The organism is Sulfophobococcus zilligii, assembly GCF_055398255.1.
In genome coordinates this window covers 321,975-343,763 of the sequence record NZ_AP042406.1, presented here as the reverse complement: position 1 = coordinate 343,763, position 21,789 = coordinate 321,975, and the positions used below count along the sequence as shown (strand labels likewise).

General features: G+C 38.4%; 23 protein-coding genes and 1 tRNA gene. 11 read left to right on the top strand and 13 right to left on the bottom strand.

The features are described 5' to 3' along the window. Positions 1-174 precede the first annotated feature (174 nt). Entirely contained in the window at positions 175-507 is a 333-nt protein-coding gene (locus ACZ5YP_RS01805; RefSeq protein WP_464835550.1) for a hypothetical protein, read from the bottom strand. Positions 508-661: 154 nt separating this feature from the next. Here ACZ5YP_RS01805 and ACZ5YP_RS01800 point away from each other — a divergent pair, with 154 nt between their 5' ends. Beyond that, positions 662-2,020, top strand: coding sequence for a TrpB-like pyridoxal phosphate-dependent enzyme (locus tag ACZ5YP_RS01800; RefSeq protein ID WP_464835549.1), 1,359 nt, complete (start codon positions 662-664; stop codon positions 2,018-2,020). Positions 2,021-2,045: 25 nt separating this feature from the next. On the opposite strand, the gene ACZ5YP_RS01795 is transcribed toward ACZ5YP_RS01800, so the two are convergent. The 4 genes from ACZ5YP_RS01795 to ACZ5YP_RS01780 form a co-directional block, all read right to left on the bottom strand. After that, positions 2,046-3,506, bottom strand: a complete 1,461-nt coding sequence (locus ACZ5YP_RS01795) for a glycosyltransferase family 39 protein (protein ID WP_464835548.1) — start codon at positions 3,504-3,506, stop codon at positions 2,046-2,048. Then, positions 3,493-4,755, bottom strand: a complete 1,263-nt coding sequence (locus ACZ5YP_RS01790; protein WP_464835547.1) for a hypothetical protein — start codon at positions 4,753-4,755, stop codon at positions 3,493-3,495. Before ACZ5YP_RS01790 ends, ACZ5YP_RS01795 begins: the two co-directional genes overlap by 14 nt. Before the next feature lie 161 nt (positions 4,756-4,916). After that, entirely contained in the window at positions 4,917-5,810 is an 894-nt protein-coding gene (locus ACZ5YP_RS01785) for a metallophosphoesterase (protein ID WP_464835546.1), read from the bottom strand. Between the two features lie 37 nt (positions 5,811-5,847). Then, positions 5,848-5,921, bottom strand: a tRNA-Lys gene (locus tag ACZ5YP_RS01780). Between the two features lie 134 nt (positions 5,922-6,055). Here ACZ5YP_RS01780 and ACZ5YP_RS01775 point away from each other — a divergent pair. Continuing rightward, the gene (locus ACZ5YP_RS01775) at positions 6,056-6,739 is read left to right on the top strand and encodes a hypothetical protein (RefSeq protein ID WP_464835545.1); all 684 of its coding nucleotides are present in this window, start codon (positions 6,056-6,058) and stop codon (positions 6,737-6,739) included. A 29-nt stretch (positions 6,740-6,768) separates the two neighbouring features. Here the strand turns inward: ACZ5YP_RS01775 and ACZ5YP_RS01770 are convergent, their stop codons facing one another. After that, positions 6,769-7,110 (bottom strand): hypothetical protein, encoded by a 342-nt coding sequence (locus tag ACZ5YP_RS01770; protein ID WP_464835544.1) that lies wholly within the window; start codon positions 7,108-7,110, stop codon positions 6,769-6,771. A 154-nt stretch (positions 7,111-7,264) separates the two neighbouring features. Here ACZ5YP_RS01770 and iorA point away from each other — a divergent pair, with 154 nt between their 5' ends. From iorA to ACZ5YP_RS01755, 3 genes are read left to right on the top strand one after another with little or no spacing between them, the layout of a single operon-like run. Then, the gene (gene iorA / locus ACZ5YP_RS01765; protein WP_464835543.1) at positions 7,265-9,199 is read left to right on the top strand and encodes an indolepyruvate ferredoxin oxidoreductase subunit alpha; all 1,935 of its coding nucleotides are present in this window, start codon (positions 7,265-7,267) and stop codon (positions 9,197-9,199) included. Then, positions 9,196-9,813, top strand: a complete 618-nt coding sequence (locus tag ACZ5YP_RS01760; protein WP_464835542.1) for an indolepyruvate oxidoreductase subunit beta — start codon at positions 9,196-9,198, stop codon at positions 9,811-9,813. The genes iorA and ACZ5YP_RS01760 overlap by 4 nt, the downstream gene beginning before the upstream one ends. Then, the gene (locus ACZ5YP_RS01755; RefSeq protein WP_464835541.1) at positions 9,785-9,985 is read left to right on the top strand and encodes a hypothetical protein; all 201 of its coding nucleotides are present in this window, start codon (positions 9,785-9,787) and stop codon (positions 9,983-9,985) included. Before ACZ5YP_RS01760 ends, ACZ5YP_RS01755 begins: the two co-directional genes overlap by 29 nt. 7 nt (positions 9,986-9,992) lie before the next feature. Here the strand turns inward: ACZ5YP_RS01755 and ACZ5YP_RS01750 are convergent, their stop codons facing one another. From ACZ5YP_RS01750 to ACZ5YP_RS01730, 5 genes are read right to left on the bottom strand one after another with little or no spacing between them, the layout of a single operon-like run. Further along, on the bottom strand, positions 9,993-10,436 hold the full coding sequence (locus ACZ5YP_RS01750; protein ID WP_464835540.1) for a hypothetical protein: 444 nt from the start codon (positions 10,434-10,436) through the stop codon (positions 9,993-9,995). Positions 10,437-10,440: 4 nt separating this feature from the next. Then, positions 10,441-10,803 carry a PolB1-binding protein PBP2 family protein gene (locus tag ACZ5YP_RS01745; protein WP_464835539.1) on the bottom strand — a complete coding sequence of 121 codons (363 nt, stop codon included), beginning with the start codon at positions 10,801-10,803 and terminating at the stop codon, positions 10,441-10,443. Positions 10,804-10,812: 9 nt separating this feature from the next. Beyond that, positions 10,813-11,766, bottom strand: a complete 954-nt coding sequence (locus ACZ5YP_RS01740; protein ID WP_464835538.1) for an iron-sulfur cluster loop — start codon at positions 11,764-11,766, stop codon at positions 10,813-10,815. A gap of 53 nt (positions 11,767-11,819) precedes the next feature. After that, positions 11,820-12,641: an SPL family radical SAM protein gene (locus ACZ5YP_RS01735; protein WP_464835537.1), complete on the bottom strand. Its 822-nt coding sequence runs from the start codon at positions 12,639-12,641 to the stop codon at positions 11,820-11,822. Between the two features lie 5 nt (positions 12,642-12,646). Then, positions 12,647-13,882: an Nre family DNA repair protein gene (locus ACZ5YP_RS01730; protein ID WP_464835536.1), complete on the bottom strand. Its 1,236-nt coding sequence runs from the start codon at positions 13,880-13,882 to the stop codon at positions 12,647-12,649. A gap of 120 nt (positions 13,883-14,002) precedes the next feature. Between ACZ5YP_RS01730 and ACZ5YP_RS01725 the strand changes: the two genes are divergently transcribed. Then, entirely contained in the window at positions 14,003-15,529 is a 1,527-nt protein-coding gene (locus tag ACZ5YP_RS01725; protein ID WP_464835535.1) for an ArsB/NhaD family transporter, read from the top strand. Between the two features lie 77 nt (positions 15,530-15,606). Further along, entirely contained in the window at positions 15,607-16,908 is a 1,302-nt protein-coding gene (locus ACZ5YP_RS01720; protein WP_464835534.1) for a phosphoadenosine phosphosulfate reductase domain-containing protein, read from the top strand. Between the two features lie 10 nt (positions 16,909-16,918). On the opposite strand, the gene ACZ5YP_RS01715 is transcribed toward ACZ5YP_RS01720, so the two are convergent. Then, entirely contained in the window at positions 16,919-17,752 is an 834-nt protein-coding gene (locus tag ACZ5YP_RS01715; protein ID WP_464835533.1) for a hypothetical protein, read from the bottom strand. A 47-nt stretch (positions 17,753-17,799) separates the two neighbouring features. Beyond that, positions 17,800-18,546, bottom strand: a complete 747-nt coding sequence (locus ACZ5YP_RS01710; protein ID WP_464835532.1) for a metal ABC transporter ATP-binding protein — start codon at positions 18,544-18,546, stop codon at positions 17,800-17,802. Between the two features lie 74 nt (positions 18,547-18,620). Here ACZ5YP_RS01710 and ACZ5YP_RS01705 point away from each other — a divergent pair, with 74 nt between their 5' ends. The 4 genes from ACZ5YP_RS01705 to ACZ5YP_RS01690 are packed head-to-tail and all read left to right on the top strand — an operon-like array spanning position 18,621 to position 21,787. Continuing rightward, positions 18,621-19,637 (top strand): metal ABC transporter substrate-binding protein, encoded by a 1,017-nt coding sequence (locus ACZ5YP_RS01705; RefSeq protein WP_464835531.1) that lies wholly within the window; start codon positions 18,621-18,623, stop codon positions 19,635-19,637. Between the two features lie 2 nt (positions 19,638-19,639). Beyond that, the gene (locus tag ACZ5YP_RS01700) at positions 19,640-20,521 is read left to right on the top strand and encodes a metal ABC transporter permease (protein ID WP_464835934.1); all 882 of its coding nucleotides are present in this window, start codon (positions 19,640-19,642) and stop codon (positions 20,519-20,521) included. Continuing rightward, positions 20,514-20,909 (top strand): CopG family ribbon-helix-helix protein, encoded by a 396-nt coding sequence (locus tag ACZ5YP_RS01695; protein WP_464835530.1) that lies wholly within the window; start codon positions 20,514-20,516, stop codon positions 20,907-20,909. Before ACZ5YP_RS01700 ends, ACZ5YP_RS01695 begins: the two co-directional genes overlap by 8 nt. Before the next feature lie 2 nt (positions 20,910-20,911). After that, a complete protein-coding gene (locus tag ACZ5YP_RS01690) occupies positions 20,912-21,787 on the top strand; it encodes a class I SAM-dependent methyltransferase (RefSeq protein WP_464835529.1) in 876 nt (291 codons plus the stop codon). Positions 21,788-21,789: the final 2 nt, after the last annotated feature.

The window sequence follows — 21,789 nt, the reverse complement described above, 5'->3', positions numbered from 1 at the left end:
TTTTACACCTATTTGTAAAATAAGGGGGTTGTTTAAAATAAGGGATGTAATGGAACAATCGTTGAAACAACGAGGTTTTTGTTTCTAATTGTTTCAGATCGTTTCAATTAATTGAAATATCTACTTTTCTTTCCTCAAACGAAAATAACGTGTATTAGAGTATTCCTCTATCTTTCACTTTCGTATTAAGCCAATAACTACTCCTAAAATAAATCCTGTAGCTATTGGACCTACTAGTAGAGCTGTAAATGATATCACTATGTTTTTAATTGTCTCTATTGTAGCACCTAGTTTACCGAGGGTTTCTTTTGATAATCCTTCAATAGACCATATAGAGAGCAGTGAGCCCAAAACCAGTATTCCAATCATAGCTAATACATACTTGAAGATCTTGGTTGCAATATATCCGAGTGCTACTCCGAGAAGAAACTGTATAACAACTACCATGCTCACACTAGGAGTAGATAAAACCTCTGATATTAATTCACCAATAGTTATATTCGACAATTCAACCACCCTTGATATATACATAGTTATTAATTGCTTATATAACCCATATAGAAGACAATTCCAAGATCTACAATGTAAATACTATTTTATAAAAACAAAGATTTTTAAACTCGGCTAGTTATTCAAAATATCTTGGTGAAACCATGTACCAATGGAGTTAAATAAAATAAGATCTATTCAAACACCCGAGCTACTACCTAAATCATGGTACAATATACTCCCAGATCTCCCAGAACCCCTTCCTCCAATGTTGAAACCAGATGGCTCTATTGTAAAACCAAGTGACCTGTTAGCTATATTTCCCAAACAACTCGTTGAACAAGAATTCTCTAATAGTAGATTTATAGATATACCTAGCGAGCTCAGAGAACTTTATGTTGAACTGGGAAGACCAACACCGTTAATTAGAGCTAGAAGACTAGAAAAACACCTTGATACACCTGCAAAGATATATTTTAAATACGAAGGAATATTGCCGGCAGGGTCACACAAAGTCAATACAGCGATCGCGCAGGCATACTACAATAAAATAAGTGGAGTTGAAAGACTAGTTACTGAAACAGGAGCAGGACAATGGGGTTCTGCTCTAGCACTCGCCGGAGCATTATTTAATTTGAAGATAAGGGTATACATGGTGAGAGCGAGCTACGAGCAAAAACCCTATAGAAGAACACTTATGCAAGTCTACGGTGCAGAAGTCGTTCCAAGTCCAAGCACTCTTACAAATACAGGCAGAAAGATCCTAGAAGAAAACCCCAGCCATCCTGGATCACTGGGCATAGCTATTAGCGAGGCAATTGAAGACGCTTTAACAAACCCCGGTACGAAATATAGTCTAGGCTCTGTTTTAAACCATGTACTACTACACCAAACAATTATAGGTTTAGAAGCCATTAAACAACTCGAATATGTGGGCGAAGATCTACCCGACTATATAGTTGGATGTGTAGGTGGTGGAAGTAATTTTGCGGGACTAGCATATCCATTCTACTACGAAGCCATTGCGAGGAACAAAAAGAGGGAATTAAAGTTTATCGCTGTAGAACCAAAAGCTATTCCATCTATGACGAAGGGCATTTATACATATGATTATGGAGATACAGCTGGTTTAACACCCCTCCTCAAAATGTACACTGTGGGACATAGATATACACCTCCACCAATCCATGCTGGTGGATTGAGATATCACGGAGTAGCTCCAACGCTCGGAGTATTGATTAAAAACAAGCTCGTAGAGCCAATAGCATATAATCAAACAGAGGTGTTTAGAGCAGCAGAAATATTTGCTAGAGTAGAAGGTATTGTACCAGCACCTGAATCAGCCCATGCTGTAAAAGCCGTTATAGATATAGCTCTAGATGCGAAAAGAAAAAATGAGAAAAAGATAATATTATTCAATATGAGTGGTCACGGACTACTAGACCTCGCTGGATACCAAGAATACCTAAATAGTGGTTTGAAAGACTATGATCCTGGAGATATAGACACCTCGTATCTACCAAAAATATGATTTTTTCTGGGAATACAGGGCTGTTTTATGAAAGTATGAGGAATTCAAGTATTTTCTTGGTTTTTACTGTTATGTCAAACCATGATTTGAGGATAAATGTGTTGAGATTGCGGGTTTCTCCAAACGTGTAGATTAGGTATGCTAGATTAATGTATACTAGTGGTGTTAGTTGTATAGCGTAGAAGCTGTATTGTGTTCTACTTCCAAGTATCCATATAATAATATAGCCCGAGAATACTCCAAGTAGGTATAGGAGTGTTTTTCCATAGTTTCTCTTAATGTATACTAGTGGTAGAGATATTAATCCGAGTACAAGGGATGCAAACCATAGTGGATAGAAGCCCTCTGCGTATAGCGTTCTACCATTGGGGAATACGTATAGTGGGAAGCTATGATATCCTAGAAACCACTCCCATGGATCAGACCATCTTGCACACCTAGCTGGATCAGTACACTTAGCACTTAAATGCCATGAAACACTACCTAAGAGTGCATTGTTTATCCAGTTGGAGACACCCATATAGTGTATTATTGGTAGTGAAACAATAGTTAATAGTGACACGTATAAAACAATTCCCAGCAAGCCAAAGTATACCGTGTTATATAGGAATTCACCGAGATCCCCCCTGGACCTCTTAGTTATATTTCTAGCTAGAAGTAGTACCGAGGGGATTGCTGCAAACAACCCTGTTGCCTTGAATAATCCACCCACTAATGCTACTACTAGTGCTTGTTTATACCTACTCTTTAATGCATAGTATAGAGAGATAACTGTAAAAGCCGCGACAAAGCCGTCGAGTATTGCAATACTAAATATAGCCCGAGTCATAGAGTCGAATAGGAATAGTAGAGTTCCTAGAAATGCGAGTATTCTATTATTTGATAATTCCAATAATACTAGGAACACAAATAGTGTTGTTACAGCTCCTATTATTACAACTGGTATTCTCCAATAGAAGGGACTATCTCCAAAGATAATCATTGATAGAGCGATTAGGTATTTAGCGAGTGGTGGGTGTTCATGGTTTATGTATGTATGTATAACCTCGCTGTCTGGTAGTTGCCAACCGGGGACGATATCTACTACTCTCTGTGTAATATTCATTCTATAGGCGAATTCAAATACGTTTTCCCTCTTGCCCTCAACGTATACAGCGTTGATCTTGCTGTAATCGGTTTTAATACTGAGATTTAAACTACTAGCTATTGATCTAGCCCTTGCAACATCAACACTAGATTGAAAGAGAATTGTTGCACCATATCTACCAGGATCTTGTCTCGGTTCACCACCAAATACTCTAATAAGTATATTTCTCGCTGCTGACACATACCAGACCTCGTCTGTAACATATCCTCTACCACCCCTCTCTCGCTCAGTCTCTGCTAGTTCTAGTGCTGAATACGTGAGTACAATTAGTGATGCTATAACTATAATGGTTGCTAGAATTAAATTGATCTTTGATTCTCTACTCTTAATCCACGCCATGATCTGCACCCACAGAGGTGTTTTCAACTCTTTCTTTAACTATTGAACCAACAATATAGAAGAAGAGTATGAGTAGAATGAGATTTCTCATAGTAGCCATGTATTGCGGAATAGAGCCAAACTCTTGTGGTTTCGAGTATTGGAAGAACGTCAGTATAATTAGCGCATTAGCTGTGTCGCATAATCCATATACTAGGTAAACTCCAGGGTTTAATGCTAGAGCGGCGAAAGGCGATATTAAGAGAATCATTTGCGGTGAAAACACATGGTTAAACAATACTAGTGTTGTTATAGCGGCGAATAAATACTTCCACTCTGTCTCGGTTTTCATAGATCTCCATGGGGGAATTAGTAGTGGAAACGCGATTGCAAACGTAGCGGCTATTGCAAAGTAGAGTCTTCTATGGAGGTCAGACCATATATCTCTAATTAACGGGAGGTATATACAGTTCTCGCAATACCAAGACAAGTGGTGGTTGATAAAGGCAGTGAAGCCCGTTGGAGACAGTAGATACATTGTAATAAATGGTATTAAACCCGTAATTAAAAATCCAAAAACATATTTTCTAAATAATCTCTTTTCCCTCTCTACGAGTAGGTATTTTACTCCGTAGTAGTAGACAATCCCCAGAGTTAACAGTTTAGACGATACTGAAAGACCGTGAAAGACACCAGCTAGAAAACTCTTTTTCTTATTTGCAAATAAAACTCCGAGTAGAGCGAGTGAAACTGCAACTACATCCCAATTATACACTGTGTAGATAAACCAAGAGGGGAGGAGTAGTATTACTAGTCTAATCCAGTCGCGGTCGTATTGTGCAATTAGAGAGTATAGTGTTATAACCAGTAAGATATAGAATACACTTATAATTGCTGACTGGAAATAGTAGTGGACTACACTAGCAGATTCTAAATCACTAGTTACTGTAAACCCAGTACAAGTCGATAAATACCATAACACTCCAATTAAAGGTGGATATTCAAACTTGTAGTCTATGTAGGGTATTGGACACTTATACAAACCATTTTTGAAATCAGAGTAGAGTCTACTATTAAACCAGCGCTCTGGTTTAGTATAGATGTTGTTGAAAACACCGTGGATTATATCAGTATATTTAAACCCAAAGTTATCAACCGGGAGTTTAATACCCGGGGCGTGTATGTATATTGATACAGCGAGCGGTATAAATAGGAGTAGAACAACTACACGTCTTCTATGATTAAACACTTCTCGAAGAGTATCTAGCATTGAAGCAACACCACTATATTTACTAAACTACACATTCGTGGATATATAGTTGTTGTCTAAATCACTGGTGAAACCTTATATGGATGTAAATTAATATCTTCAGTTGTTGATGAAGCCGACATAGACTGAATTGTTGATGATGGGTCGATTGGCTGAATCGTTTACACCTCACACACCAATCTAGCCACCTCGTAGTTTCTAAACTCTATAACAGCATACTCTCTACTCCCCACGACGTGTTTTTCAACAATTGCATCTCCACCTAGATTAAAAGATTCAAAGTATTCTACACTACTGGGAGATATTTCTCCGAGGTCTATCCAGGTGATAATAGACATGTCTTTTAGTGTAGTCAGCTTTCTAATCAAGGGCGATAAATAGTCTACTGGGTTTGGAGTAACAGTTACTCCAGGGTGGTAGGGGCCGGTTGCAGGCATAACTATGAGTGTTTTATTGTTTTCTAATGGTATTTTGAGTATGCAGGGAAAGCGATATACATCAAAACACCTTATACTAGGGTGTTCGTGGCCGATGACTACTACGTCGTATTCGCCGTAATCAACGTCTTCATGGCCGTGGGTAACAAGCACTCTTTTCCCACTACTAGTTGTAACCAGGGAATTTACAAATTCAACACGTAGTTTTCTCAGAACGGGCTTAATGAAGTTGTCGTGGTTTCCACGTACAACCATTACTTCATCTACTCCCATCTCTCTCAAGTAGTTGACTAGTCTTACTACTTCTTCACGCTCTTGCTTCAACAACCTGTCAAATGCGTGTTTTAAATCACCATTAACTACAACTCGTTTAACAACGAGTTTTCCAAGGACGCCTCCAAGCAACTCGATAACTCTTTTTAACTGTATTCTCGGTAGGAACACGGCGTAAAATCCACTTGTTTTTCTAAGAGAGTAGTGTAAACCCATTGAGGCAGCTTCTTCAAAGCCAAGATGGAGATCAGACATAACGAGACTCGCAGATTCTTCAATGTAGAGAAATGGAGTTCCAACAACTAGTTTAATCCCAGCTAGCTCTCTACTCACCGGTCTCAGCATTTCTTAATCCCTAAGAGTAGACGGGAAGAAGGGGTTGCGGGCCCGCCGGGATTTGAACCCGGGACCTACGGGTTAAGAGCCCGCCGCTCTACCAGGCTGAGCTACGGGCCCTCCAATCACATTTATACCAGTGTTAGAGAGCTTTTATATCTTTACTAATTTAATACCACGTGTAGAAACCACTATTGCATTAAGCATTAAAGCCCTCTCAATGTATACTATGAGTGGAGTAAAGGGTTTTCAACGTGCAGAAAAAACAGAAGAAACTAACAGACTTCGTAAAGACTAAAAGCCAGAAGTCCACGCCGAGTAGTAGTACTGAGAGTAGAAGAGTTGAAGCAAGCGAACAACGTGAAAGTAGAGAAGATGTTTTCATAGATATCGATGAACTACTAGCTAGAATACACCAGAGAAAACAATCCAATTCTACAACCAGCATGCAACAGCAAACCCCTCAACAGCAATCCACTACTCCTACAACTACTGTAGAGAGAGAAGTAGTTAAAAAAGAAGAAGTTAAAGTGAAACAAGAAGATACAGCGGTTATTCAAGATAGAATAAGTGAAATAGCTCAGCGCGCACTAGAAAGAGATATAACTATAATAGAATGTGATAAAATGGGTGTTTGCCAAGACAATAGAAGACTAGGCGAGGTATTTGAAGATGAATACGGAGTGAAGTGGCAGAGAACATTTATTAATACAACTAGACTACCCATATTCCTCGACTTTATAGCTGAAGAAGCAGAAATAAAGGGTAGAGTAGGAAAAGCATACGTAGTTGTTACTACGAGTGGAGCACAGGCAATTATACCAGACGAGTTTATTTGTGAAGCAGTAACGAGATATGGAGTTTTACTCAAAATAGATAAGTGTATAAACTACAAGCCTTCACCATGGGCTGAGAAGTCAAGGAGGAAGCAGAAGTAGGAGAATAATAAAAAATGAAAAAGATTGATCTAGGCTACTGGTAGCTCTATTGGACCGAAATCCATTAATCTAGCAACTCTCTTTCTACGTCTCCTCTTTGTACCGGTTGGCTTCCACTCCATGTCTGGTGTTCCAAGGCTTCCATCTGGGAATTCAACTATTTTCTTTAGTGCTAGTAGGTGGCTGACAGCTCTTCTAACTCTGTCTTCTCCAACTATTCCACTAAACTCTTTAACTATTTCCTGGAAGAATACTGGTCTCCCCTTCTTCTTTATATAGTTGTAGACTAATACTGGTAGTTCTGGGTCTCTTGGGGCTATTTCTACCACTACGTCTTTGTCTTCGTATACAACTTTCTTTTTCTCTGGCATAATCAACACCCACTTATATATTTTGAGTGGGCTAGCTTATAAACTTTATCTTTATGCTGTCCCACCGCACTATATATTAATACTCATTTAGAAATCCACGAATAAACCAGTCTCCTTTAATATCCCCGGAGGGTTTAAAAATCTTGGTGTCGCTGTGTCTGAAAACCCGTTGTTAAAGCCTAAAGGAAGCAAGGTGTTGCTTTTAGGCAACGAGGCGATAGCTAGAGCAGCGCTTGAAGCTGGAATATGTGTTGCAACCGCTTATCCTGGAACACCATCAACAGAAATAATGGAGGCTCTTGCTGAAGTAGGAGAACAGTGTGGAGTATATGTTGAGTGGAGTGTAAACGAGAAAACAGCTTTCGAGGTAGCATATGCAGCTGCTATTAGTGGATTAAGGAGTATAACGTCAATGAAGCATGTTGGATTAAATGTAGCAGCAGATATACTAATGAGTTCAGCTTATGCTGGAGTAGAAAACGGGTTTGTAGTTGTATCAGCCGATGATCCATCAATGCATAGTAGTCAAAACGAACAAGACAACAGGTGGTATGGTCTACTCGCACACCTACCAGTAATAGAACCTTCAAACGCTCGAGAAGCATATAAATTCACAAAACTAGCTTTCGAACTAAGTACACAGTATAAAATACCAGTAATATTGAGAACTACAACTAGAATAAGCCACACGAGAATGCCAATCCTCCTAGAAGACGATATTCCAACACAGAGAAACTGCAAAGGACAATTCAAATTCGACACTAGTAGATGGGTATTAGTACCGGGCAATGCTAGAAGAAGAAAACTAGAATTAATGAAAACTTGGAGTGCAATAAGGGAAAACGAGGGTAGAGAACCACTAGTAACAATATTCAATCCAGGCATAGAGAAAGCAATTATAGCAGGTGGTATAGCGTATTCTTATGTTAGAGAAGCACTAGACATATTGGGATATAGAGATAAAGTCACACTGGTAAAAGTCAATCTCCCAGTTCCACTACCACTAAAACCAGTAAAACAAGTATTAGAATACTCCAGCGAGGTATTAGTCGTAGAGGAATTAGACCCCATAGTAGAAATGCAAGTTAAAGACATAGCGTTGACTAGTGGCTTCAAAGGACGCATTATAGGCAAAGAACTCGTCCCAGTAAACTACGAGTTAAACCTAGAAACAATATACAATGCCGTATCTAAGTTTCTAGGTCTAGAGACAACCTCGGAGAAAATATGGAGTAGTGTGGAACAAGTAAGAACAGATCCTCCAATACCACCAAGACCACCTGTTCTATGTGCTGGATGCCCGCACAGAGAGACATTCTACATACTCAAAATAGCAGCTACAAAAGCAGGGTTGAAGACCCCGGTTTACACTGGAGATATTGGTTGCTATACACTGGGCTTCCAAAAACCATTCGAGACACAGTCTACTTGTTTCGAAATGGGTGGAAGTATAGGAGTCGCCAGTGGACTAGCCAAGGTCGTCTCCAACCCGGTAATAGCGGTTATTGGAGACTCTACTTTCTTCCATGCCGGAATACCACCAGCAATAAACGCTGTCTACAATGATTCAAATATTGTAGTAGTAGTATTAGACAATATGACTACAGCAATGACCGGCCACCAACCACACCCTGGTACAGGGGTCTCAGCTACTGGAAAACAAACGACTCGAATACTGCCCGAGAAAGTACTCGAAGCAGTTGGATACAAAGTATATGTGATCAATCCAATGAGAGTTAAAGAATCAATTGAAATAGTTGCCAAGGCTTTCGAGGAATACAGGAAAGGAGTGAAAATAGCTATTGTTTCACGAATGAAGTGTGCACTAGAAGTAGCTAGAATTGCGAGAAGAGCCAAGATTGTTCTACCAGTATATACAATAATACAAGACAAGTGTACTGGTTGCATGGCGTGTATTAATCTAACTGCATGTCCGGCAATCATGGTAGAACCCGGTGCGAAAAAACCTAGAATACTAGGCGAGCTCTGTGTTGGATGTGGACTATGTGCATCTATATGTCCATATAAAGCAATAGAGATTGCAAATACTCCAAGCCCTGATTACGAGAAGATCTGGGTGGAACTATGAAGCGGGTATACAATATAGCTATTGTAGGAGTTGGAGGTCAAGGACTACTAACACTTGGCAGTATACTTGGAGAATCAGCAATACATGCTGGTTTAGATGTTGCAGTAGCCGAAGTACACGGTATGAGCCAGAGAGGAGGAAGCGTCATAGTATATGTTAGAATAGGCGAAGAACCAAGCCCACTTATACCAATAGGAGGAGCCGACCTAATGATCTCCATGGAGCTATTAGAAGCAGCGAGATACACCCAATACTTGAATAAAAACAGTATCCTGGTAACAAACGACTTTATATGGCCACCACCACTCGCAAAATACCCATCTAGAGAAACCATTATAACAGCTCTACGAGAAAAAATACCCGAATTATACATATACGATGCAAACAAAGTAAGCAGTGAAATAACAGGCTCAATAATATCAGCTAATATAGCTCTACTAGGCTTCTCACTCGGAGTAAACGAGGAGTTGAGAAATCTAATTGGACTAGAAAACGTTGTAAAAGCCCTAGAGGAGACATTTAGGGGAAGAGTACTAGAGTTAAACAAGAAACTATTATACAAGTCGTTTGAAGATGGTGTAAAAATTGCAGAAGAAAAACGAAGTACTAGATAAACTAGACGAGGCAATTACACTCATAGATAAAATAGAGAGTTTTTTAGGGAGAGTTAAACCAGGAGACAATGTTCAACCAGGAATACTATACCAAATATACGAGTCTCTAATGCTACTCCGCGAGAAAATAGTTGAAACTAGATTAATGGTTTTACAAGAAGAGAGTGGTTGAGATCAAACTAGTCCATTATTTTATACGAGAAAAACGTTTTTTCAACACGCCCTATTTTCTTAATGTACATGTGTGGATCTGTAAATATTAGTTCACGAGCACTCTCCAGCTCCTCTATTATGCATTGCTCACCTAGAGTTGCAGTATTAACTATGAGTTTTTTAACATATAGTTTCTTTGTGTATAGTCTATCCGTTCTTATAACACCAGCTACAATGGGCTCTTTTAAACCAAGAGCTATTATGCTCCCACAATGTATGTTTGATACTAGGAGCGGGGTTTTCATAGATACAAGGATACACTCATTACCAGATAAAATACCTATTCTACCACCACCAATAACCACCACGCGTTTCTCGCCTATTACAATAGAGGAGTCGATAAATCCAACAACCACTACTTCATTGTCTCTAATGAATTTCTCTTCTATTTTTCCACGTAGAAATACCATTTCATCAACCCTTTTCTAATATTTTTTCAAGTGGTTTTGATTTACCTGGTTGTAGACTACCTAGTTTACTCTTTATTTCCTGGATTATCCAGTCTGAAAGCCTATATACACCATTATTGTAGACTAAAAAGTCTTTTTTGACTAGTGATGCTAGTGCTATATATAGTTCTCTCACGATTACAGCGTCTTCTGCTTCGCTAACTAAGTCTGTTTCACCCATTGAAAGCCTCTTTTTAACTTCTTCTTTCAAGTCTAGTACAGCTATTATTTCACCAGCACTGATGTATTTTATAAAATACTCTACTACTAGTCTTTCGAGTCTACTTAATCCAAGTATTTCTCTGAGGCTTCTTGACTGCTGAGACATATTGTTCACCTAGTAATACCATGTATTGTAAAATACGTGTTCAGAAACCATGAATGCATTGTTTTTTCTAGCTCTACAGAATCCCTTAAAGAAGCATTTATCGCATAGTGGTTTATCGTCTCTTAGACAAATAGTTCTCCCCATTATCCAGAAGTAATCGTCTACATATCTAGCGTTAACACCTGACTTCTGAGAAATTAGTCTATAAGCGCGGCGAATAGTAAATCTTAACAATACGTCTTCTTCTAGTGATACTTCAACTCCTTCTTTGATTTTACTCCATAGGGAACCAGAAACGGCTACAAGGCCAGTTCTATACGCTATTCTAGACAAGTGGTTGTCTACTGCTACATCTAGTTCGTCAACTGGATTGAAGTATCCTCGAGCCACGAGGAATTTCACTAATAGCATGGTTTTCTTTTCTACGGGGTCTTCGTATGCACGGAATACTCTGAGTAGATCGGCGAGGCCTGGTTCAACAATAGATCCATGTATTCTATTCTTCGCTGTATTGAGTAGATTTGAAACACTAGCATTGTATAACTTGACTAGTTTTAACCCTAGGTCTCTTAGAAGAAGCGTTCTCACCTCCGGGTCTGGTGGTGAAGCATTTCCTGCTGAAAATACTTGTTTAACCTCATCTATTGATACACTTGATAAATACTCGGGGTTGAAGAATACTGGTTTTTCATTTAGTAATTTCGCTCCAAGCCGGTATAAGAGGTCTGCCCCCTTATAGCACCCGTCATCAAGACATGCCTCATATTTTCTACCAGGCCTACTCAATCTATGATCCATTGCAACCATTACAATAAAATACCTCAAAGCAGTCTCTAAATCAACGTCTCTTGGTGGATAAAACCTCTCGTCGAATACGTTTAGAGATGGTAGTTCTTGTATATTGTTTCTCAATACTCTGGCAATTCTATCGATTATTGTTTCATCAATGCCTATTACCTCCATTGATAGAAGCACCATTATTTAATAGGAATATAATAGAGTGTAAAAAACACGTTTTACACTTTGTTCACAGAGTTGCCTGTAAAACCTGGTTTACAGTGGACATGGTGTTCAATACAGTAGTCTAATATCTTCTTTGAAACCCTAATCCACCAGTCCCGTGTTTTCCCAGTAATGTAGTTATATAACTGGTGGTTGGGGTTTAATAGAAATGGTTTTACGTGTATTGGGTCGTAGTAGAGAGTAGACTTTGTTTCTCTAGCTAACTCTACTATTTGAATAATGGTTTCTTCGTCATCGTTTAACCCCGGTATTACTGGTCCATAGAAAATCCATGTTTTCACACCGTGTAAACTAAGTTTTCTAAGTGCTTCTACTCTTGCATTGTATGGTGGTGTTTTGGGTTCTATGAAGCGTCTAATGTCTTCGTTTAAACTAGTTATTGTTAATCCAACGTCTACTTGTTCTCTATGTGTTTTAAACAAGTCTAGGTCTCGTAGAACAAGAGGGTTTTTGGTTTGAATACTGGTTGCAAAGTTCTTTTTCAATAAGAGCTCGATACTCCTCCTTGTCAACCTATATATTGCTTCAATTGGCTGATATGGGTCTGTAATTGTCCCAATTCCCACTATCCCCGGCGGATATTTCTGTACTTCTCGTGCTAGAATAGATAGAAGGTTTGTTTTTACTACAACTACTTCTCCCCATTTCTCAGAGACATCTCGGTCTCTAGTGTATAGTCTTGCATAGCAATATATACAGCTATGGTAGCAACCTATGTATGGGTTTAAAGCATAGTCGAGCTCGGGTAGCCCGGTTTTCGACAGTGCTGTTTTTACACTTGTAAATCTTATTTTTACTCCTCGTGGAGTAATCAATTGCTTCATCCTCGTTTGAAAAACTCGCTTATTTTCCTAGTACTAGTTATTCTTCTAAGTAGTCTCGACGATGAAAACCACTTTGTACATCCAAGTTTCGTGGATTTATCAAGGTATTCGCACACCTCTCTTAGACTAAATGTTTTTAGCACTGGGCCTTTTCGATACATTTCTCTACATGATTCTCGTACAAACCATACACCTATTGGTAGATTGAATCCAGGATAGATTTCTCTGAGGAGAATAGCTGTAGCTTGTTTTCTCAGTTTTTTAAGGTGTTCTAGTGTTGCAAGCATACTTGCATAGTAGCATCCACCAATACTTGGATAAGTCGTTCTTCCATGGTAGTCTTCATAATCACCCTCGACAACCACTTGTAAACCAATTGGGTTCCAAGTAGAACCAGGCCACCAAGCCTCCATCCACTCATAACTCCATTTTTCAGGGTATAATATGGCAATGAATAGATTGTCGTGTACTCTATACTCGTATACTTGTATTTCACCAACTACTTCGTATTCTTTTACTTCTTTTATAAGAGACTTTGAAATAATCGAGTCTACAGCTGTAATACTCCACCTTGTAGGTACTAGTCGACGCTGGTTTTTCAATCCAAATGATCCAAGGCTAAAGGCCTTCTGTATGTGTGAAACAGGTATATTGGATTCATAGAGGTATAAAACAGCCTCTGAAGCAGACAGGTCGAAATCGTAATATGTTTTTTCAAGGGGGTGTGGTATACTGGGGTTTCCAAGTATTTTTAGTGATTCAAGAGGGGATCTAGGGCCCTGAGGTGGTTCGTGTTCGTTAAAAGTAATTATGGGACGTGGTGGTTTCTCCAAGACTACTTGTACATCGACTGGTTTTGAGCTGAGGACTAGTAGTCTAGCTTCTTCTAATATTCGATTATCTGGTTTTCTAACATCAAATACTTTAAATCCCGTTACGAGAGACCATCTGTATTCAAGGATTTCCTCTATTCTCCGCTCTCTCCATAGCTCTGGATAGTCAAAAATAGTTGTATCACCAATTAAAGGCGGTGTTGAAGGACCTGCACGTACATATGGGTATCCAGTACGGCCAACAAAAACGGCTGGAGGCGTAGAGCCCTCTATTACTCTAGAATAGGATATTGGTTTGAGGACTTGGGAAACACGTAGTCTCGCCATTACTGGGCAATAAGTTAATCCACAAAGCCCCCTTCCCCTACATAATACACAGAGTGATGGATCTATTCTCAACTCTATACTCCTTGAATTGTTTGCTTCAATAATATTTTTAAATACTAGTCTTTATATTCTAACAATGAAGTCTAAGACTGCTGATCTACAAGTGTACAAATTAATAGAGGCCGTGCTAATATGTCGCGGTGGAAGACAATAATACTTGTTTTAACACTATTGATTTTGTGTTCAATTTGTTTAATGGGTATTATTAATGTCAAAGGCGACTATATTGGTTTAGAAATTGCTAGAGAGTGGTGTTTTGAAAGAGGTATTAACGGTTCTACCCAGTATTGCATTAATGAATTGAATTCACCCATAATGGATATCTATCAGGGTCTTTCTCTAGGATTATTTCTATCAGTAATTGCTTTTACAGTGTTAAAAATGGAGTGGCGTCTTGCAGCCGCCATGATCGCAGTGGCCTTGATAATTATTGTTTGTGTAGTTCCACCACAATACATAGTGAGTGCTGTTTCATGGAATCTAGTCTTATTCCTTATTGGCGCGATGACTCTGGCTGGAGTATTAAGAGAGCTGGGAGTTTTTAGGTATCTAGCTATAAAAATAGTAATGTTGTCTAAGGGAAACCCTACGCTGTTAATTATACTACTAGGGTTTCTCTCTTATGGACTAGCCGCTGTCTTAGATGAAGTAACAAGTATAGTATATGTTGTAATACTAGTACTTGAACTATCTAGAGTTCTAAATACAAATCTAACGCCACTTATAATATTCAGTGTACTAGCTACAAATACTGGTAGCTCGGCTCTACCAATAGGTAACCCTATAGGTGTCTATCTACTCTTTGCTACACATATGGAGATTTCTATGTTTATTAGATACTCTCTACCGCTATCATTGATCAACATTGTTTTACTAATACTAGTATTCATTGTTTTCGAAAAGAGGTGGATTAAATTATTGAAGAAACAATTGATTGAAAACATTGATAGGATCAACGCGTATATTGAAAGACAGAGAATAGAGTTGGAAGAAGAGAGTAAAGCGCTTAGAGTTGGTATTGGATTAATAGTATTATCTGCTTTCGTAGTCACTATAGCTTTAAACGACTATATAACTCATGGATTATCAATTATTACACATACAGATATTGATTCACACGCATTTCTCTCTTTTATACCCTATGTATACCTAGTTATATTGTTGTCTGTTACCCCAATGGAGGAAATTCCAAGATTTGTCGAGAAATCTGTTGAGTGGTCTTCAATACTATTCTTTGTATTTCTATTCATGTTGAGTCATTCGTTAACTTATTCTGGTGCAATGGCTAAACTAGCCTATGTTTTTTCAGCGATCTCGACAAACCCTATGGGTTTAATAACGGTATTATTGCTTTCTTCTACTGGTTTAAGTGCGGTATTAGATAATCTATCAGTTGTTGTAACATATACACCAATCGTAATTATGTTTAACCGATTGGGTATTACTAATATACTGTCTTATTTCGCCCTACTATTTGGAGGAGTATTTGGTGGAAACTATACACCAATTGGTTCAACCGCCAATATAGTAGCACTTGGACTAGCAGAGAAACGCAGAGTTAAAATTACTTGGAGGAAGTGGCTTAAACTAGCAGTTATTCCAACAACACTACAGGTAGTTGTAGCATTACTCTACCTCCTTGCATTAAGTATTTTCTAGACGCTATTCATGCAAAGAATTAAATCTATTATTGATAAAGAGAGAATTGTCTAGAATACAATGGTGTAGATTTAAATATGATTGGTTTATCGTGGAGTATAGAATACAATGTACCGTTAATAGTGAACTCGGAAAAAGCCCCGTGGAAACCCAGAAGAGAAGTATGGCTGGCTGGTTTATGGGAGAGGAAATTACTCTCAGACATAGTTTATGAAGTATTCAATGTAAAAATAGATTTTACAAATAGACACCTGGTTTTCCATAGAGTCCCAGCATGGGTGAAAAACATACATTACGCCATTGAAGTATTTGGTGAGGGGGCTAGACTCGGATTAATATACTACAACGCTAATAATCAATGGAGTATATCTCCTTCAGGAGCACTCGCCAGTATATTGGATTCTCTGGGATTAGAGACAATAGAGCTCAAAACAAGTACAAGATATGTTAAAGGCAAGAAAATAGGGATTGATAGAAGTAGGTGCAAGGAGAGAAAGGAGTATGTACTTGTAGCCCTTAAAGACCATATTGGTGTAGCACGAGTATTAGACCCAGTAGAATGTATTATTAAAGTAAAAGATACTGCTCCAAGAGGATTTAAACTATTGAATACACCAGTAGCAAGCAAGCTAGTTGAATTAAACACGTCTATAATAGAACAATACGCTGGTGAAGCCAAGAAGTTTATAGAGAGAGTATATGGGAAATACGTTGGTTCAGGTAAAATACATGTTTCTTTTAGTGGAGGAGCTGATTCTACAAGTGTATTAGTCCTCGCAGTAGAAGCACTAGGAGCCGAACGCGTAGTTGCAGTTTACAGTGATACAGGCCTTGAATACCCTGAATCAAGAGAATACGTTGAGGATTTGGCGTCGAAACTAGGTGTTGAACTAGTGGTTTTAAAACCAGAGGTTTCATTTATAGATGAAATAACTAAACGTGGATTAATGAGCGTTGAAAACAGGTGGTGTACAGAACTATTAAAACTAAGACCTCTAAGAGAATACTATACTAGGAGAAACGTAAAGATCTATCTAGATGGAGCAAGAGACTATGAAAGCACATTGAGAGCTAAAACACCGAGAATCTCGGAAAACCCTGCCCTTCCGGGAGTGTTGAGAGCACTACCCATAAAGAAGTGGCCTCGGATACTCGTACAATTATACTTGTTGTCGCGTGGAGTAGAGTTAAATCCACTATATGATAAAGGATATAGTAGAATAGGCTGTATAGTGTGCCCCGCTATGCATAAACACGAACTCTTATTATCCTATAACCAGTATAGTGAGATACACGAGGAAATAATGAAGAAAACTGGTTTAACACGCGAAGAATACTTTTCAATGAAGTGGACTAGTAGAAAAATATTCATGGAGTAACCCGTTGTCTTCAGGGTATACGTGGAGTTAAAACGCCATGGTCTGGTACAAGGTATACACCGCTCCCCCTATGCTCTATTCTAGCATTGAATACATAGTACTCGCCGGGTTCGAGTTCAGCGTATACTTCTCTCAGTGTTTCCAATACTACTTCTACTCCATTGTTTAATACTGCAGTATATCTACCTGGCAGTATGTGTAAATTCTCTGCTCTCGCTATTTTCACGGGGCCTGAGTAATACGTATAGTCTTCCACTGGATCTACACACGTATTAAATCCCCTTTCATAACTTAGCAACTTGAAGTTTACGTGTACACCTTCTAAGACACCGTGTAATAATGTATTTTTCTTGTAGTAGAGGTAGTTGAATAGTGATGTATAGTGTGAGTGCTTCTCGATGTATTCTTTTACCAGTATATACTCTGATTTCTTGATTACACCATTATTGAACAACTTGGCGAGTTTATATACTGTATCCTCTGTCGCCCCGTAGACTATGAAGTCGAGGTCGTTGTATTCGCTTGTTATAAGTGCTGATCCCGTGAGGTATAATGGTGTTTCTAGTAGCTCTTCTAGTAGTGTTTTCAAATAGAGGGGTATTTTCGATTCAATAAAGTCTCCGGTGTAGTAAGGTGAAGTAGTGGGTATTACGGGTATTGTTGTCTTTAGGCAATCCCAGTATATTCTACTAGTGGCTATTTCTTTTTCATGGTTTTGAAGCTTTGTTTTTCTAATTATACTATAGCGTGGATATGCTATTAGAAATCCAGGTGGGTGTTGAAATCCCTTGACTAGGTGTACAATACCATTGTATAAATATGCTTCTCCCTCGAGGTAGCGCAATTTACTCTAACCCATAAGAAGTAAATGTATTGAGATATTAAGAAATACTAGTGCCAGTCAATTATGTGTACGTGTTTTTCTATTTCGACAGCGCATTTCTTGTAGAATTTACTGAGAATATCGTATTTCAATATCTCCTCGGGGCTTCCAAACGAGTAGTATCCGTGTCCCAGTATGAGTATTTTCTTGGTGTGCTCGAGGAGTAGTATGGGGTCGTGGCTTGTAACAACTAATAGTTTACTCTTTGCCAGTGTTCCCAGTAGATCAGCTAGATCAACCTTGCCCTCTGGATCAACGTTGGAAAACGGCTCGTCTAACAATAGTATTTGAGGGTCTGCTACGATGGCCCTCGCTAGAAATACTCTTTGTAGAGTACCACCCGATAATCTACTTAGTTTTTCACTCCACAAACTCCTAGGTACGCCCACGAGTTCTAATACTTCTTCAATTCTACGTTGACTTGATTGTTTACTTGTTTGTATACCATGTTTTCGATTTAATAGTTCATAGTAGCTTTCAATAAACTCAATTGTAGTTATTGGTGCATCACGAGGTATTTGGTATTGCTGGGGCATGTAGGAGACAACTAGTGTTCTACCTCCTTCTACTTCAATATTGATTCTTCCAGATTCTGGTTTTATAAATCCAAGTATTGTGAGAAGTAGTGTTGTTTTGCCAGCTCCATTAGGCCCTATAACCTGGTAGAGTCCCGGCCCCTCGAATTCAGCGTCTAAACCATTGAATATCATTCTATTTCTTCTCTTAACAACTAGTTTTTCGACTATTATCTTCATAGTTTATTTCTACACCTCCTTGTGCACAATATTTAAAAGGGGGTTAAATATATTGTGCACAACTGGGATGCACTATGAAGAAGCTAGTAGTCTATGCTATTTTATCAATAGTATTAATAGCTAGTTTAACACCGGTGACAGCACATAGCAAAAACCAAGTGGTAGTTGTAGTAACATTCAGCTATTTAGCTCCCGATGTAGAGAGGTTATTGTGTAATGGAGTAGTCTACGCAATTGTACCAGCCGGTGTAGATCCACACGAATACCAGTTGAAACCAAGTGATATAGATGTTTTGAAGAAAGCAGATATAATTATATCTACTGCCCATACACACTTTGAACTAGATATCAGAGATCATGTTGAAAATGGAGAATTAAATGCAGAGTTAGTTGAAGTAACCGAGATCAATGGATTAGAGATAAAAACAAATCCATCAACAAAACAACTAAACTATCACATGCCTATAAATGACCCATTAAACTATCTATTATTCCTTGAGGAAATAACTAGAAAACTAGCTAGTTTAGACCCAGAGAACAAAGCTTGCTACTATGAGAAATACGTGGAGACTGCTTCAATTATTGTACGTGAAGTACTCGTACATAAAGGAAAATATAGTGGTAAAGTAGTAGTAGATAAACCACACGCTCAATACCTTGTTGAATGGCTTGGATTACAAGTAGTCCAGGTATTGAAAGCCGAGGAAGAATACCAGGTAACTCCGGGCGATATTGAGAAAATACAAGAGCTAGCTCGTAGTGGTGAATTAATTGGAGTAGTTGTAACAGAACCCAGCGTAGATCCCGTCGCGTATAAACTACTAGAAATAGCTAGTCAATACAATGTAACTGTTCTACGAGTCAATAGTCCGAGTAAAACTAGTGGAATACTTGAAAACCTTGAAAAACTAGTTTCCCAATTGAATCAATTAGAAAATAGAGAATTCAAGAGTAAGGTAGAGTCATCTACCAATAAATTATTATCAATTGGAGAGATAATAGGGCTTTCAATACTAGCAATTGGTATTGGATTTACTATCGGCTACTTGTACACTAGTAGAAAACAAAGAAAAAGTGGTGAAGTGTATTGAACATGTTTATTTTTCTTCTTTTACTTATCTTTATATCTTCTCTTGTAGTTGCATTACAATATGATGTTGTACGCGTTGTTGCATTTGTATTAATGGGTATTGCAATGAGTTCAACTAGTTATATTATCTACTATAAGAGACTCGAGTTTCTAGCTGCTGAGAGTGTACATATTAGTTTGTTTTCTATTACACTCGCATATATAATTGTATACTCGTTGACCGGACTACAAAACTATTTGTTATATACTTACTCCGTACTAGTAGTCGCATTTATTAATGGATTGCTTCTAATATACCTGGTTGCATTAATGATCAAGAGGGGTTTATCACAGGAGAAGGCATCAGCTATAGTAGTATCATTGACAACAGCATTCTCGGTTATTGCTATTCAATATGCTTTAACCAATATGCCTATGCAATACTCTCTCTCCTCGATTATACTTGGAGAACCATTATTAATGAGGCGTGAAGAAGCATTAATCGGCGTTATTATCTCGTTAATTATAGTTATAACTACAAGTCTACTACGTAGAGAAATAGTAAATACTAGTATTGACCCCGTATCAGCTTCTCTAGCGGGGGTGAAAATATCATTATACGACTTTATAATATATACATTAATTGGAGTAACATCCATTGGATTACTAAGGTTTGCAGGTTATGTAATGGAACACGTATTAATGCTTCTACCGGCAACAATTACGGTATTCTACTCTAGAAACATGAGGGAACACTATATTGGAACACTAGTACTTGGAGCATCCGCCTCAGCGGCGGGATTCGCCTTATCGATATATCTAGATACACCTCCAGCCGGTCTCACCGGTGTATTAATGATAATCCCCCTTGTAATTGGATTAATTAGGGAGGGGAGGTATGACTAGTAAGCGGAGATTTGGTGTTAGTATACCAGAGAATATAGCTAGACAACTAGAAGAAGCAGCTGTATATACTGGTTCTAATAGATCTCTCGTTGTTGAAAAAGCATTGTCAGAATTCCTCCATGAAGAACTCCACGTAAATAAAGAACACGCGTGCTCCGGGATCATTATTGTTTATAGTGAAACCCCAAGTATAAACCTCGAGAAAACAAGGTATTCCCAGCTAGTAAAAGGGTTGATTAGTGTTAAATTGAGTAGTGGATATGCTGTTATCCTCGTTGTTGAAGGCAACTACCTAGAAATACAATTGTTGAGACGAGAAATAGGTGAAATCGTAGATAAACCAGTTCTCTCTAGGTATATTCCATTAAACTGTACACTAGGGAAGTAGATTTGAGTATTGAAAACTACATGTACAAGTTCACCCCTGTTAAGGGGTTTTGGTTTACTAAGCCACTAGTAGATATGCTGGTTGGAATTAGTGGATGTATAGAGACTACTCTTGATATTGGTTTGACCAAGACACGTGTTTGTATAGAAAACAATACTGTAATACTAGATGATCTAAAAATACCTCTAGTTGAAGTAGAACCCAGTGAGGAAGACAGAGTTGTATTCTACGATATTGAATCAGACGCTATATATGAAGTCCTACGTAGTACTACGAGTGGATACTACAAGTTGAAAGCAGTTGGATTCGATAAAGCACCGACAATAGAAATAAATGGAATACACATGCATAGAATTGCCGGTACCGACCCATGGAGAGATACACTGGAAAAAATCAAAGCTGCATCTATAAGAAGTAATGATGTGGTACTAGATACATGTACGGGTCTTGGCTACACTGCTATTGCATCAGTAATGTATGGAGCTAGAGAAGTATATACTATAGAAATAGATGAAAACGTCTTATGGATTGCACAGCGAAACCCGTGGAGTACTGGATTATCGAGTAATGCTATAAAAGTATTTCACGCAGACTCTACTGAACTAGTACGTAAACTACCAGACTCGTATTTTACAAAGATAATACATGATCCACCTAGATTCACGAAGTCAACGGGCGACCTTTATAGTCTCGAATTCTACTTAGAACTATACAGGGTTTTAAAAAGAGGAGGCGTGTTATTCCACTATACTGGAGAGCCGAGAATACACGGGCCGAGTATATTGAAGGGTGTAAGGGATAGATTGGAAAAAGCTGGTTTTAGAGTATTAAGATTTGATAAAAAAGCACTTGGTTTTATAGCTGTTAAAACAGTGTAGCA

Coding starts and splice junctions, on each gene's coding strand:
- ACZ5YP_RS01790 (WP_464835547.1), bottom strand. CDS start 4,755: ATGCTAGATACTCTTCGAGAAGTGTTTAATCATAGAAGACGTGTAGTT.
- ACZ5YP_RS01710 (WP_464835532.1), bottom strand. CDS start 18,546: ATGAAGATAATAGTCGAAAAACTAGTTGTTAAGAGAAGAAATAGAATG.
- ACZ5YP_RS01750 (WP_464835540.1), bottom strand. CDS start 10,436: ATGGTATTTCTACGTGGAAAAATAGAAGAGAAATTCATTAGAGACAAT.
- ACZ5YP_RS01785 (WP_464835546.1), bottom strand. CDS start 5,810: ATGCTGAGACCGGTGAGTAGAGAGCTAGCTGGGATTAAACTAGTTGTT.
- ACZ5YP_RS01770 (WP_464835544.1), bottom strand. CDS start 7,110: ATGCCAGAGAAAAAGAAAGTTGTATACGAAGACAAAGACGTAGTGGTA.
- ACZ5YP_RS01705 (WP_464835531.1), top strand. CDS start 18,621: ATGAAGAAGCTAGTAGTCTATGCTATTTTATCAATAGTATTAATAGCT.
- ACZ5YP_RS01745 (WP_464835539.1), bottom strand. CDS start 10,803: ATGTCTCAGCAGTCAAGAAGCCTCAGAGAAATACTTGGATTAAGTAGA.
- ACZ5YP_RS01720 (WP_464835534.1), top strand. CDS start 15,607: ATGATTGGTTTATCGTGGAGTATAGAATACAATGTACCGTTAATAGTG.
- ACZ5YP_RS01795 (WP_464835548.1), bottom strand. CDS start 3,506: ATGGCGTGGATTAAGAGTAGAGAATCAAAGATCAATTTAATTCTAGCA.
- ACZ5YP_RS01740 (WP_464835538.1), bottom strand. CDS start 11,766: ATGGAGGTAATAGGCATTGATGAAACAATAATCGATAGAATTGCCAGA.
- ACZ5YP_RS01695 (WP_464835530.1), top strand. CDS start 20,514: ATGACTAGTAAGCGGAGATTTGGTGTTAGTATACCAGAGAATATAGCT.
- ACZ5YP_RS01700 (WP_464835934.1), top strand. CDS start 19,640: ATGTTTATTTTTCTTCTTTTACTTATCTTTATATCTTCTCTTGTAGTT.
- ACZ5YP_RS01725 (WP_464835535.1), top strand. CDS start 14,003: ATGTCGCGGTGGAAGACAATAATACTTGTTTTAACACTATTGATTTTG.
- ACZ5YP_RS01800 (WP_464835549.1), top strand. CDS start 662: ATGGAGTTAAATAAAATAAGATCTATTCAAACACCCGAGCTACTACCT.
- ACZ5YP_RS01760 (WP_464835542.1), top strand. CDS start 9,196: ATGAAGCGGGTATACAATATAGCTATTGTAGGAGTTGGAGGTCAAGGA.